We start from the raw sequence: 13,537 nt of genomic DNA on the forward strand, positions 1-13,537 counted from the left end.
ACGTGCTCGAGACCCTCGTCGCGGGCGCGCTCGAGGACGCCGCCGCCCGTCGACTCGACCGGCCCTACGCCGACGTCGAACGCGACCTCGACCGGGTGGCGTCGCCGCTCGACGCCCTCGACTTCCTGGCCCCCGGTGCGCGCGTCAAGGTGCTCGCCGAGGTCAAGCGCGCCAGCCCGTCCCGCGGGTCGATGGCCGCGATCACCGATCCGGCCGGGCTCGCCGCGGACTACGAACGCGGTGGTGCCTCGGCGATCAGCGTGCTGACCGAGGGGCGCAAGTTCCTCGGCTCGCTCGCCGACCTCGAAGCCGTCAAGGCCCGCGTGTCGGTGCCGGTGCTCCGCAAGGACTTCATCGCCGACCCGTACCAGGTGGTCGAAGCCCGTGCCTCGGGTGCCGACATCGTGCTGCTCATCGTGGCCGCCCTCGAGCAGCAGCAGCTGGTCGAGCTCCACGACCTGGCGGAACAGCTCGGCATGCGCGTGCTGGTCGAGGCCCACTCCGCTGACGAGGTCACGCGTGGCCTCGACGCCGGCGCCCGGATCCTCGGCGTCAACGCCCGCGACCTCACCGACTTCTCCCTCGACCGCGACCTGTTCGGTTCGCTCGCCGACCGGATCCCCGACGGGGTCGTCCGTGTCGCCGAGTCCGCCGTCAAGGGCCCCGACGACGTGGCGCACTACCGCCGCGCCGGGGCCGACGTCGTCCTGGTGGGCGAAGCGCTCGTCACCGGCGCCGACCCTGCCGCTGCACTCGCGTCGTTCCTCGACGCCTGACACCTCGATGGTCCGGCCCCGAGCCGGACTCGTCTGGAGCACCATCGTGACCTCACTCCGCGACCTCCACGGCCCGTACTTCGGCGACTTCGGCGGACGGTTCGTCCCCGAGTCCCTCGTGCTGGCGCTCGACGAACTCGAAGCCGCCTTCCGCGAAGCCTGGGCGGACCCCGCCTTCCACGCCGAGCTCGACGCCCTGCAGCGCGACTACACCGGTCGGCCGTCGATCATCACCGAGGTGCCGCGCTTTGCCGAGCACGCCGGCGGTGCCCGCGTGATCCTGAAGCGCGAGGACCTCAACCACACCGGTTCGCACAAGATCAACAACGTGCTCGGGCAGGCCCTGGTCGCCCGGCGCCTGGGCAAGACGCGGCTGATCGCCGAGACCGGCGCAGGGCAGCACGGCGTCGCCACGGCCACCGCGGCCGCGTTGTTCGGCATGGACTGCGTCGTGTACATGGGCGCCGTGGACACCGAGCGCCAGGCACTCAACGTCGCCCGGATGCGGCTGCTCGGTGCCCAGGTGATCCCGGTCGAGACCGGCTCCCGCACGCTCAAGGACGCGATCAACGACGCCCTGCGCGACTGGGTCGCCAACGTCGACTCGACGCACTACCTGCTCGGCACGGTCGCCGGCCCACACCCGTTCCCCGAGATGGTGCGCGAGTTCCACAAGGTGATCGGGATCGAAGCCCGCCAGCAGGTCCTCGACCTGGTCGGTCGGCTCCCCGATGCGGTCGCGGCCTGCGTCGGCGGCGGCTCGAACGCGATGGGCATCTTCGAGGCGTTCCTCGACGATGCCGACGTCCGGCTGCTCGGCTACGAGGCCGGTGGCGACGGCGTCGAGACCGGCCGTCACGCGGCGAGCATCACGCTCGGGCGCGAGGGCGTGCTGCAGGGCGCCAAGTCGTACCTGATGCAGGACGAGGACGGCCAGACCATCGAGAGCCACAGCATCTCCGCCGGGCTCGACTACCCGAGCGTCGGACCCGAGCACGCGTACCTGGCGTCGATCGGCCGCGCACAGTACGAGCCCATCACCGACACCGAGGCGATGGAGGCGTTCCGCCTGCTCAGCCGGACCGAGGGCATCCTGCCGGCGATCGAGACCTCGCACGCACTGGCCGGCGTGATGAAGCTCGGCAAGGAGCTCGGCCCCGACGGGGTCATCCTGGTCAACATGTCCGGTCGCGGTGACAAGGACGTCGCCTCGGCCAGTCGGTACTTCGGTGTCCTCGACGAGAACGCGGTGCAGCTGTGACGAACAAGACGGTCGCGTCGACGATCGACCAGGCGAACACCGACCGCGCCGGTGCCGTCGTCGGGTACCTGCCCGCCGGGTACCCCGACATCGACACCAGTGTCGACGCGGCCGTGGCCCTCGCCGAGAACGGCGTCGACGTCATCGAGCTCGGCCTGCCGTACTCCGACCCGGTGATGGACGGCCCGGTCATCCAGCGTGCGGCCGAAGAGAGCCTGGCGAACGGCTTCCGCGTCGCACAGGTCTTCGACGCGGTCCACCGGATCACCGAGCGCGCCGACGTGCCCGTCCTGGTGATGACCTACTGGAATCCCGTGCTGCGCTACGGGGTCGAGCGCTTCGCCGACGACCTGGTGGCCGCCGGTGCAGCCGGTCTCATCACACCGGACCTGGTGCCGGACGAAGCCCGCGAGTGGATGGGCGCCTCGGAGCGCACCGGTCTCGACCGGGTGTTCCTGGCCGCGCCGTCCTCGTCGGACGTCCGCATGAAACAGGCCGTCGACGCCAGCCGTGGCTTCGTCTACGCGGTCTCCACCATGGGCGTCACCGGAGCTCGTGCCGGCGTCGACGTCGCCGCGCGGACGGTCGTGTCCCGACTCCGCGACGCGGGCGTCGCCCGCACCTGCGTGGGCCTCGGCATCTCGACGGCCGACCAGGTGACCGAGGTCCTCGAGTACGCCGACGGGGCGATCGTCGGGTCGGCGTTCGTCCGGGCCCTCGCCGACCTCGGGGTCACGGGTGTCGGCCAGCGCGCCGCCGAGCTGTCGGCGGGCGCCGCGCGCCGCTGACGTCACGTCACTGACCGACCGGGCCTCCCGTCCGCTGCGCATCACGGTTTCCACAGACAGCGCTCGCTCGTTCCTGACCAGCGCACCACCCGCGCTACAGTGTTGCGGGGTCGACGCAACCGGATCGGCACCACAGCTGCACTGAAAGGCGCCAGTACCTCCATGCCCCTCCTGAGCATCCCGAGCCCCAGCACGGCCTGGCAGTACTTCGACCTGACCGCCTGGCTCCGCGACGTGTTCGGCTGGTCCCTGCCGCTCGACTTCCGCATCCACGCCTACGCGATCTGCATCCTGCTCGGGATCGTCGCGGCCGTGGTCGTCACGAACAGCCGCCTCGATGCCCGGGGTGTCGAACGGTGGATCATCATCGACATCGCGATCTGGACCGTGCCGTTCGGCATCGTCGGTGGCCGGCTGTTCCACGTGTTCACCCACGTCAGCGACTACTTCGGTCCGGGGCGCGACCCGCTGTCGTTCCTCTACATCTGGGAAGGCGGCCTGGCGATCTTCGGCGCGATGATCCTCGGTGCCGTCGGGGCGTACTTCGGCTGCCGCCAGGTCGGCCTGCGGTTCACCACCTTCCTCGACGCGCTCGCCCCGGCGATGCTGCTGGCCCAGGCGTTCGGCCGGCTCGGCAACTACTTCAACCACGAGCTCTTCGGCATGCCGACCAGCCTGCCGTGGGGCCTGCAGATCGAGTCGTCCAACGCGGCCTACCCGACCGGGCTGCCCGAGGGGACCCTGTTCCACCCGACGTTCCTGTACGAGATCATCTGGAACGTCATCGGCTTCGCGGTCATCATGCTGATCGACCGCAAGTTCCAGCTGCAGTGGGGCCGCGTCCTCGCGCTCTACCTGATCTGGTACGGAACGGGTCGCTCGGTGCTCGAGTCGATCCGCGTCGACACGAGTGAGACCTTCTTCGGCATCCGCACCAACGTGTGGGCGTCGTTCGCCGCGATCCTGATCGGCCTCGTCATCTTCTGGGTGCAGTCGAAGCGGCACACGGGCAAGGAGATCAGCCCGTACATGCCGGGTCGCCAGCCCCGTTCCGCGTCCGATGTAGACTCCGAGGACACCTACTCCGAGCACGGTGACGACGCACCCATCGCCGCCGGTTCCGCCTCGGTCGCCACTGCTGCCGACCGATCCTGACGGCCCGGCCCCGTGGGGTCGGACGGTGAGCGGGCACACTCCCAGCACCGCTGCACACGGCCATCGCTGTCCCTGTTCCACCCTCTCCTGAGGACGGTCCCCATGGCGTTCCTGCCATCCCAGCTCCCCTCGACCCCCGGGTCGGCCCTCCGACCGGCGCACCAGCGGTTCTCCGCGGTCCCGGATGCCGTCGGCATGTACGACCCGGCCAACGAGAAGGACGCGTGCGGCCTGGCCATGGTCGCGACGCTCCGCGGCACGCCCGGGCACGACATCGTGGACGCGGCACTCGGTGCCCTCCGCAACCTCGAGCACCGCGGCGCCGTCGGCTCCGACGCGGGCACGGGTGACGGTGCGGGCATCCTCTGCCAGGTCCCGGACGCGTTCTTCCGCGCCGTGGCCCCGGTCGAGCTGCCCGCTGCGGGGGAGTACGCCGTCGGCACGGCGTACCTGCCGCTCGACGCCGACGACCGCGCGGCGGTCAAGGCCGCCGTCGAGACGACCGCAGCGGACGAGGGACTGCGCGTGCTCGGCTGGCGCGAGGTCCCGGTGCGGCCCGAGGTGCTCGGGTCGCTCGCCCGCGCGGCGATGCCCGCCTTCGAGCAGTGCTTCGTCGTGTCCGAGTGGCACGACGACCAGGGCGCGCTCCGCAGCGGCATCGCACTCGACCGCCAGACCTTCCGACTCCGCAAGCGCGTCGAGCGCGAGCAGGAGATCTACTTCATGTCGCTGTCGAGCCGCACCATGGTCTACAAGGGCATGGTCACGACGCTCCAGCTCGAGCCGTTCTACCCCGACCTGAGCGACGAGCGGTTCGCGTCGAAGCTGGCGATCGTGCACTCGCGCTACTCGACCAACACGTTCCCGTCGTGGCCGCTCGCCCAGCCGTTCCGCACGCTCGCGCACAACGGCGAGATCAACACCGTCCGGGGCAACCGCAACTGGATGCGCGCACGGCAGTCGCAGCTCGAGAGCGATCTGCTCGGCGACATGGCGCCCCTACTGCCGATCGTCAGCCCCGGCGCCAGCGACTCGGCCTCGTTCGACGAGACCCTCGAGCTGCTGACCCTGTCCGGACGATCCCTGCCGCACGCGGTGTCGATGATGGTGCCCGAGGCCTGGGAGAACCAGACCGACATGGACCCCGAGCTCCGCGACTTCTACGAGTACCACTCCATGCTCATGGAGCCGTGGGACGGCCCCGCGGCGATCACCTTCACGGACGGCTCGCTCGTCGGGGCCACGCTCGACCGCAACGGTCTGCGTCCGGGTCGGTTCCTGGTCACTGACGACGGACTCATCGTCATGGGCTCGGAGACCGGTGTCATCGACGTGCCCGCGTCGAAGGTCGTCCGCAAGGGGCGCCTGCGCCCGGGTCGGCTGTTCCTGGTCGACACCGAGGCCGGCCGCATCATCGAGGACGACGAGGTCAAGCGCGAGCTCGCCACGTCGGGCCCCTGGGGCGAATGGCTCGAAGCCGGGCGCATCAACCTGCGCGACCTGCCCGAGCGCGAGCACATCGTGCACACCCCGGCATCGGTCACCCGTCGACAGCGGGCCTTCGGCTACACCGAAGAAGAAGTGCGCGTCCTGCTGCGCCCCATGGCGGCCGCAGGCGCCGAACCGCTCGGTGCGATGGGCTCGGACACCCCGATCGCGGTGCTGTCCCAGCGGCCGCGACTGCTGTTCGACTACTTCACGCAGCAGTTCGCCCAGGTGACGAACCCGCCGCTCGACTCGATCCGCGAGCAGGTCATCACCTCGATGGGCATGGGGCTCGGTCCCGAGCGCAACCTGCTCGACGCCGGTCCCGAGCACGCCAAGCAGATCGTGCTCGACTTCCCGGTCATCGACAACGACCAGCTCGCCAAGGTCCAGCACTTCGAGACCGAGTCCGGTCGGCACCTGACCGTCACGATCCGCGGGCTCTACCGGGTCGACGCCGGCGAGCAGGCGATGGAGCAGCGCATCCAGGCCGTCTGCGCCGAGGTCGACGACGCCATCGAGTCCGGCAAGCAGTTCATCGTGCTGTCCGACCGTGACGGCAACGCCGAGAACGCACCGATCCCGAGCCTGCTGCTGGTCGCCGCCGTGCACCACCACCTGATCCGCACCGAGCAGCGCATGAAGGTCGGACTCATCGTCGAGGCCGGCGACGTGCGCGAGGTCCACCACGTCGCGACCCTGATCGGCTACGGCGCCTCGGCCATCAACCCGTACCTGGCGATGGAGACCTGCGAGAACCTGGTCCGCCAGGGCATGCTCGCGGGCATCACGCCGGAACAGGCGGTCAAGAACGTGATCAAGGCGCTCGGCAAGGGCGTCCTGAAGATCATGTCGAAGATGGGCATCTCGACGGTGTCCAGCTACGCGGGCGCCCAGGCGTTCGAGGCGGTCGGCCTGTCGCAGGAGTTCGTCGACCGGTACTTCACCGGTACCTCGTCGATCCTGGGTGGTGTCGGCATCGACGTGATCGCCCAGGAGAACGCCGAGCGGCACGCGCAGGCGTACCCGATCGACGGCGCGGTGCTGGCGCACGAGCGGCTGCAGACCGGTGGCGAGTACCAGTGGCGCCGCGAAGGACCCCCGCACCTGTTCAACCCGGACACGGTGTTCCGTCTGCAGCACGCCACGCGCGCCCGCCGCTACGACATCTTCCGCGAGTACTCCAAGTCCGTCGACGACCAGGCCGAGCAGCTCATGACGCTGCGCGGGCTGTTCCGCTTCAAGCACGGGCAGCGCACGCCGGTCTCGCTGGAAGAAGTCGAGCCGATCGAGTCCATCGTCAAGCGGTTCAACACGGGCGCGATGTCCTACGGCTCGATCTCGAAAGAGGCCCACGAGACCCTGGCGATCGCGATGAACCGTCTGGGCGGTCGGTCGAACACGGGCGAGGGTGGCGAGGACGTCGACCGGCTGCTCGACCCCGAACGTCGCAGCGCGATCAAGCAGGTCGCGTCCGGGCGCTTCGGCGTCACGAGCATGTACCTGACGCACGCCACCGACATCCAGCTCAAGATGGCCCAGGGCGCCAAGCCGGGCGAAGGCGGGCAGCTGCCGCCGCAGAAGGTCTACCCCTGGGTGGCCCGAACCCGGCACGCCACCGCCGGCGTCGGTCTGATCTCGCCGCCGCCACACCACGACATCTACTCCATCGAGGACCTCAAGCAGCTGATCTTCGACGTCAAGCGCGCCAACCCCTCGGCCCGCGTGCACGTCAAGCTCGTCAGCCAGTCGGGCATCGGTGCCGTGGCCGCGGGTGTGACGAAGGCCCTGGCCGACGTCGTGCTCGTCTCCGGACACGACGGTGGTACCGGCGCATCGCCGCTGAACTCGCTCAAGCACGCCGGCACCCCGTGGGAGATCGGCCTGGCCGAGACCCAGCAGACGCTCATGCTCAACGGCATGCGCGACCGCGTCGTGGTGCAGGTCGACGGCCAGATGAAGACCGGCCGTGACGTCGTCGTCGCCGCGTTGCTCGGCGCCGAGGAGTACGGCTTCGCGACCGCGCCGCTCGTCGTCGAGGGCTGCATCCTGATGCGGGTGTGCCACCTGGACACCTGCCCGGTGGGCGTCGCCACGCAGAACCCCGAACTGCGCAAGCGGTTCTCCGGCAAGCCCGAGTTCGTCGTGAACTTCTTCGAGTTCATCGCACAAGAGGTCCGCGAGCTGCTGGCCGAGCTCGGCTTCCGCACGCTCGACGAGGCGATCGGCGCGACGGACGCGCTCGACGTGGACCGCGCGGTCGAGCACTGGAAGGCGTCCGGCCTCGACCTGGCGCCGGTGCTGCACGGTCCGGCGTTCGCGGCCGACGAGCCCCGTCGTCACCAGCGCGATCAGGACCACGAGCTCGAGCACCACTTCGACGTGCAGCTCATCCACAAGGCGTCCGACGTCATCGAACACGGCGGGACGATCGCCCTCGACCTGCCGATCCGCAACACCGAACGTGCCGTCGGCACCATGCTCGGCCACGAGGTCACGCTGCGCCACGGCGAGCACGGACTGCCGGCCGGGTCGATCGACATCACGCTGCGGGGGTCGGCCGGGCAGTCGCTCGGTGCGTTCCTGCCCGCGGGGATCACGGTGCGGCTGTTCGGTGACAGCAACGACTACGTCGGCAAGGGCCTGTCCGGTGGCGACATCGTGGTCCGTCCCACCGAGGGCGGCGGCTTCGAGCCGAGCGAGAACGTCATCGCGGGCAACGTCATCGGGTACGGCGCGACCCAGGGCAGCATGTTCATCCGCGGCATCGTCGGTGAGCGCTTCCTGGTCCGCAACTCCGGTGCGACCGCCGTGGTCGAGGGCGTCGGCGACCACGCACTCGAGTACATGACCGGTGGTCTGGCGGTGATCCTCGGCGAGACGGGCCGGAACCTCGGCGCGGGCATGTCCGGTGGGACGGCGTACGTCCTCGGGCTCCGCGACGAGCACGTGAACGCCGACTCGCTCGCCAGCGGTGAACTCCGGCTCGAGCAGCTCGACAGCGCCGACGTCGAGATCCTCACCGACCTGCTGCAGCGGCACGCGACCGAGACCGGGTCGACCGTGGCGCAGGGACTGCTCGACTCGGGCGACCTGTCCGCGTTCGTCAAGGTCCTGCCGCGCGACTACGCCGCGGTGCTCGAGACCCGCAGGCAGGCCGTCGACGAAGGACTCGACCCCGACGGCGACGTCGTGTGGAACCGCATCATGGAGGTCACCGGTGGCTGAGACCGCGACGACCACGAACACCCCGGAGGCAACACATGGCTGACCCCAAGGGGTTCCTGAAGGTCCAGGAACGCGAACTGCCGAAGCGTCGGCCCGTCCCGGTGCGGCTGATGGACTGGAAAGAGGTCTACGAGCAGCAGGAGTCCGGCCAGCTCAAGCGACAGGCCGGCCGCTGCATGGACTGCGGTGTGCCGTTCTGCCACCAGGGCTGCCCGCTCGGCAACCTGATCCCGGAGTGGAACGACCTGACGTGGCGCGGCGAGGGCCGTCAGGCGATCGAGCGACTGCACGCGACGAACAACTTCCCGGAGTTCACCGGACGCCTGTGCCCGGCGCCGTGCGAAGCATCGTGCGTGCTCGGCATCAACCAGCCGCCCGTGACCATCAAGCAGGTCGAGGTCTCGATCATCGACCGGGCGTTCCAGAACGGCTGGGTCACGCCGCACCCGCCGGAGCGCCTGACCGGCAAGACCGTCGCCGTCGTCGGCTCCGGGCCCGCCGGACTGGCCGCCGCACAGCAGCTCACGCGGGCCGGTCACACGGTGGCCGTGTACGAGCGTGACGACCGGATCGGCGGTCTGCTGCGCTACGGCATCCCCGACTTCAAGATGGAGAAGCGCCAGATCGACGCGCGCCTGTCCCAGATGCAGGCCGAGGGCACCCGCTTCCGTGCCGGCGTCGAGATCGGTGTCGACATCACCTGGGACGACCTGAAGTCCCGGTACGACGCGGTCGTCGTGGCCACCGGCGCCACGGTGCCGCGTGACCTGCCGATCCCGGGTCGCGACCTGGCGGGCGTGCACTTCGCGATGGAGTACCTGGTCCAGCAGAACCGCGCCGGTGCCGGAACGGTCGTCGACAACCAGATCACGGCCGAGGGCAAGCACGTCGTCGTCATCGGCGGGGGCGACACCGGTGCGGACTGCATCGGGACCGCCCACCGGCAGGGCGCGCTGAGCGTCACGAACCTGGCGATCGGCAAGCAGCCGCCCGAGGAGCGCCCCGAGGACCAGCCCTGGCCGATGTTCCCGACCGTGTTCGAGATCACGAGCGCCCACGAAGAAGGCGGGGAGCGCACGTTCCTGGCGTCGACGGTCGAGTTCCTGGCGAACGAGGCCGGCGAGGTCCGTGCCCTGCGCGTCGCCGAGACCGAGTACCTCGACGGTCGCCGCGTCCCCAAGGCCGGCACGGAGCGCGAGATCCCCGCCGACCTGGTGCTCATCGCGATGGGCTTCACGGGTCCGGAGACCGAGACGCTCGCGCCGCAGCTGGGCCTGCCCGTCTCGGACGCGGGTGCCGTCGCGCGCGGTGCCGACTACACGACCAACGAGCCGGGGGTCTTCGTCGCCGGGGACGCCGGCCGCGGGCAGTCGCTCATCGTGTGGGCGATCGCCGAGGGCCGTGCGGCCGCGGCGAAGGTCGACGAGTACCTCGAGGGAACGACCATGCTGCCCGCTCCGGTCAAGGCGACGGACCGGGCGATCTCCATCTGATGACCACCTCCGTGTGAGCAGCAGGCCACCAGCACTCGATAGGGTGCTGGTGGCCGCTCTTCGTACCGCGAAGCCCCACGAACACCATGCACGCAGGCCCCACCACCACACACGAAGGAATCCAGTGAGACGCGCAAAGATCGTTTCGACCCTCGGACCGGCCACCTCGGACTACGAGACCGTCAAGGAGATCATCGAGGCGGGTGTCGACGTGGCTCGACTCAACCTCAGCCACGGTGACTACAGCGTCCACGAGGCCAACTACGTGAACGTCCGTCGTGCCGCCGAGGAACTCGGCAAGCCGGTGGCGATCCTCGTCGACCTGCAGGGTCCGAAGATCCGCCTGGCCCGGTTCGCCGACGGCCCGCACCACCTCGACGTCGGTGACGTCTTCACCATCACCACCGAGGACGTCCCCGGTTCCAAGGACATCTGCGGCACGACGTTCAAGGGGCTGCCCCAGGACGTCAAGCCCGGCGACCCGCTGCTGATCGACGACGGCCGGGTCCGCCTGCGCGTCCTCGACACCGACGGCGTCCGCGTCCGCACCGAGGTCGTCGTCGGCGGAACCGTCTCCAACAACAAGGGCATCAACCTGCCCGGTGTCGCCGTGAACGTCCCCGCGCTCAGCGAGAAGGACGAGGCGGACCTCCGCTGGGGCATTCGGCAGGGCGCCGACCTGATCGCGCTGTCGTTCGTCCGCAACGCCTCGGACGTCGTCCGCGCCCACGAGATCATGGACGAAGAGGGCAAGCGCCTGCCGGTCATCGCCAAGATCGAGAAGCCGCAGGCCGTCGACGCCCTCGAGGAGATCATCGACGCGTTCGACTCGATCATGGTCGCCCGTGGTGACCTCGGCGTCGAGCTGCCGCTCGAGGCCGTCCCGATCGTGCAGAAGCGTGCCGTCGAGCTCGCGCGCCGCATGGCCAAGCCGGTCATCGTCGCGACGCAGATGCTCGAGTCGATGATCTCGTCCCCGATCCCGACGCGCGCCGAGACCTCCGACGTCGCGAACGCCGTGCTCGACGGTGCCGATGCGGTGATGCTCTCGGGTGAGACGAGTGTCGGTGAGTACCCGGTGCAGACCGTCCGCACCATGGCCCGCATCGTCGAGTCGACCGAGGACCACGGCCTCGAGCGCATCGCACCGCTCGGCACGAAGCCGCGCACCCTCGGTGGTGCCATCACGCTCGCCGCGGTCGAGATCGCCGAGTTCACCGCCGCGTCCTACCTCTGCGTGTTCACCGAGTCCGGCGACTCGGCCCGCCGCATGTCGCGACTGCGTCACGGTCTGCCGATCATCGCGTTCACCCCGAACGAGGCCACGCGTCGTCGCATGGCGCTCACATGGGGTGTCCGCTCGTTCCTGGTCGAGCGGAAGACCCACACCGACGAGCTGTTCGGCCAGGTCGACGACGTGCTGCTCGAGAACGGTCTCGCCGCGCCCGGTGACCGCGTGATCGTGACGGCCGGGTCGCCTCCCGGGATCGAGGGCTCGACGAACGACCTGCGCGTGCACCGCGTGGGCGACGCGCACGCCGAGGCAGCACCGGCGTACGTGCGCGACTGACACGCGCGTCGCACGCTCCCACCGGGCGCGGACCACAGGCACGGCGCACCACGCGCTCGCAGCCGCCGGTCCGCGCCCGGTCGCGTTCCGGCGGTGGTGGCGACCACCGGTCCGGTGAGCAGGCAGGATGGGTGCCATGAGCCTCCAGACCGACGCGCAGCGACGACCGGCCGACGTGCGTCGCTGGCGGCGCTACCTGGCCGACGAACGCGCGGAAGCTGCCGTCTACCGCAACCTCGCCGCACGGCGTGACGGCGAGGAACGCGAGATCCTCGCCGCCCTGGCCGACGCCGAGGGCCGGCACGAACAGCACTGGATCGACCTGCTCGGCGACGATGCCGGCCGGCCGCTGCGGGGGAGTCTGCGCACCCGGGTGCTCGCCGCGCTGGCCAAGCGGTTCGGGTCCGTCTTCGTGCTGGCGTTGATGCAGCGTGCCGAAGACCGCTCGCCGTACGCCGACGACGACGACGCGACCGCGCGGATGGCGGCCGATGAACGCATCCACGGCGAGGTCGTGCGCGGGCTGGCGAACCGCGGTCGGATGCGCCTGTCGGGCACGTTCCGTGCGGCGGTCTTCGGCGCGAACGACGGCCTGGTGTCGAACCTCGCCCTCATCATCGGCATCAGCGCTGCCGGCGCCGACCGGCACTTCGTGCTGCTGAGCGGGATCGCCGGGCTGCTGGCGGGGGCGCTGTCGATGGGCGCTGGCGAGTACGTGTCCGTCCGGTCGCAGCGCGAACTGCTCGAGGCGTCCGCGCCGCACCCGGATGCCGGCGACGCCGTGGCGCACCTGGACGTCGACGCGAACGAGCTCGCCCTGGTGTACCGGGCGCGCGGCATGCCCGAGGACCAGGCCGAGGCGCACGCCACCGACGTGCTGGCGGGCCTGGGCAGTGGACCGGCGACGGGTCCGACGCGCATCGCCGACGACCACGAGGCGGTCGGCAACGGCATGAGTGCGGCGATCTCGAGCTTCTGCTTCTTCGCGTCCGGGGCGATCATCCCCGTGCTGCCGTACCTGGTCGGGCTCGAGGGCTGGGCGGCGATCGCGGTCGCGGCGGTGCTCGTGGGGATCGCACTGCTCGGTACCGGGGCGGTCGTCGGCGTGCTCAGTGGCGCCTCGCCGCTCCGTCGGGCAGTGCGACAGCTGGCAATCGGCTTCGGTGCCGCCGTGGTGACCTACCTGCTCGGGCTGCTGTTCGGGACGGGCGCAGCCTAGGCGCGGCGCGCTGCTGCTCGTGGTGGCAGCAGCAACAGGGTCCCCGCGCCGACGACCAACAGCGCGATCCCCGCGAACAGCATGAACAGGGTCAGCGCGACCCCGGGGGCGATGAGGACGGCGACGCCGCCCAGGATCGACAGGATGCCGCTCACCACGGTTGGCACGCGCGACGACCCGGGGTGTCCGACGAACCCGCCGACCAACGCCGCGATGCCCTCGATGACGAACCCCAGTCCTGCCAGCACGGCGTACACGACCAACGGCACGAGCGGGTCCAGCAGCGTGACCAGCCCGGCGACGGCGACGAGACCGCCGACCACGCCGGACGTCCAGCGCCACACCGGTGACGTGCCGTGCCCACGGACGGCGGCGAAGACCCGCAGCACGCCGGCGACCACCAGGTACACGCCGAACAGCAGCGCGACGGCGACGAGCGACGGTCGGGGCCAGACGATCGCGACGATCCCGAGCGCGATCGCCACGGCGGCACTGGCGATGACGAAGGCCCGGAACGTGCGGACGGCACGGGAATCCACGTGATCTCCCTCCCCTGATCGGT

9 protein-coding genes are annotated in these 13,537 nt (G+C 70.3%); 8 read left to right on the forward strand and 1 reads right to left on the reverse strand.

Annotated elements, in window-relative coordinates; genetic code table 11:
- The first annotated feature begins 2 nt into the window (after nucleotides 1-2).
- From trpC to MT346_RS06760, 8 genes are all read left to right on the forward strand, one after another.
- Entirely contained in the window at nucleotides 3-776 is a 774-nt protein-coding gene (trpC, locus tag MT346_RS06725) for an indole-3-glycerol phosphate synthase TrpC (protein WP_243562132.1), read from the forward strand.
- Nucleotides 777-783: 7 nt separating this feature from the next.
- Complete coding sequence (gene trpB, locus MT346_RS06730; RefSeq protein ID WP_243562041.1) at nucleotides 784-2,037, forward strand: tryptophan synthase subunit beta; 1,254 nt, start codon at nucleotides 784-786, stop codon at nucleotides 2,035-2,037.
- Complete coding sequence (gene trpA / locus MT346_RS06735) at nucleotides 2,034-2,825, forward strand: tryptophan synthase subunit alpha (protein WP_243562042.1); 792 nt, start codon at nucleotides 2,034-2,036, stop codon at nucleotides 2,823-2,825. Before trpB ends, trpA begins: the two co-directional genes overlap by 4 nt.
- 162 nt (nucleotides 2,826-2,987) lie before the next feature.
- The gene (gene lgt / locus MT346_RS06740; RefSeq protein WP_243562043.1) at nucleotides 2,988-3,980 is read left to right on the forward strand and encodes a prolipoprotein diacylglyceryl transferase; all 993 of its coding nucleotides are present in this window, start codon (nucleotides 2,988-2,990) and stop codon (nucleotides 3,978-3,980) included.
- A gap of 102 nt (nucleotides 3,981-4,082) precedes the next feature.
- The gene (gene gltB / locus MT346_RS06745; protein ID WP_374202511.1) at nucleotides 4,083-8,693 is read left to right on the forward strand and encodes a glutamate synthase large subunit; all 4,611 of its coding nucleotides are present in this window, start codon (nucleotides 4,083-4,085) and stop codon (nucleotides 8,691-8,693) included.
- Between the two features lie 35 nt (nucleotides 8,694-8,728).
- Nucleotides 8,729-10,186 carry a glutamate synthase subunit beta gene (locus tag MT346_RS06750; RefSeq protein WP_243562044.1) on the forward strand — a complete coding sequence of 486 codons (1,458 nt, stop codon included), beginning with the start codon at nucleotides 8,729-8,731 and terminating at the stop codon, nucleotides 10,184-10,186.
- Nucleotides 10,187-10,310: 124 nt separating this feature from the next.
- Entirely contained in the window at nucleotides 10,311-11,756 is a 1,446-nt protein-coding gene (gene pyk, locus MT346_RS06755; RefSeq protein ID WP_243562045.1) for a pyruvate kinase, read from the forward strand.
- Between the two features lie 127 nt (nucleotides 11,757-11,883).
- Complete coding sequence (locus MT346_RS06760; protein WP_374202512.1) at nucleotides 11,884-12,975, forward strand: VIT1/CCC1 family protein; 1,092 nt, start codon at nucleotides 11,884-11,886, stop codon at nucleotides 12,973-12,975.
- Here MT346_RS06760 and MT346_RS06765 read toward each other — a convergent pair.
- Nucleotides 12,972-13,514: an HdeD family acid-resistance protein gene (locus MT346_RS06765; RefSeq protein WP_243562047.1), complete on the reverse strand. Its 543-nt coding sequence runs from the start codon at nucleotides 13,512-13,514 to the stop codon at nucleotides 12,972-12,974. The genes MT346_RS06760 and MT346_RS06765 overlap by 4 nt on opposite strands.
- Nucleotides 13,515-13,537: the final 23 nt, after the last annotated feature.

Origin of the sequence: Curtobacterium sp. VKM Ac-2922, from assembly GCF_022815645.1 — a bacterium.
In the GTDB taxonomy this organism is placed as follows: domain Bacteria; phylum Actinomycetota; class Actinomycetes; order Actinomycetales; family Microbacteriaceae; genus Curtobacterium.

Bases quoted from the DNA above. Each gene is read 5' to 3' on its own strand.
- trpB (WP_243562041.1), top strand. From the start codon at position 784: ATGGTCCGGCCCCGAGCCGGACTCGTCTGGAGCACCATCGTGACCTCA.
- MT346_RS06750 (WP_243562044.1), top strand. From the start codon at position 8,729: ATGGCTGACCCCAAGGGGTTCCTGAAGGTCCAGGAACGCGAACTGCCG.
- lgt (WP_243562043.1), top strand. From the start codon at position 2,988: ATGCCCCTCCTGAGCATCCCGAGCCCCAGCACGGCCTGGCAGTACTTC.
- gltB (WP_374202511.1), top strand. From the start codon at position 4,083: ATGGCGTTCCTGCCATCCCAGCTCCCCTCGACCCCCGGGTCGGCCCTC.
- MT346_RS06760 (WP_374202512.1), top strand. From the start codon at position 11,884: ATGGGTGCCATGAGCCTCCAGACCGACGCGCAGCGACGACCGGCCGAC.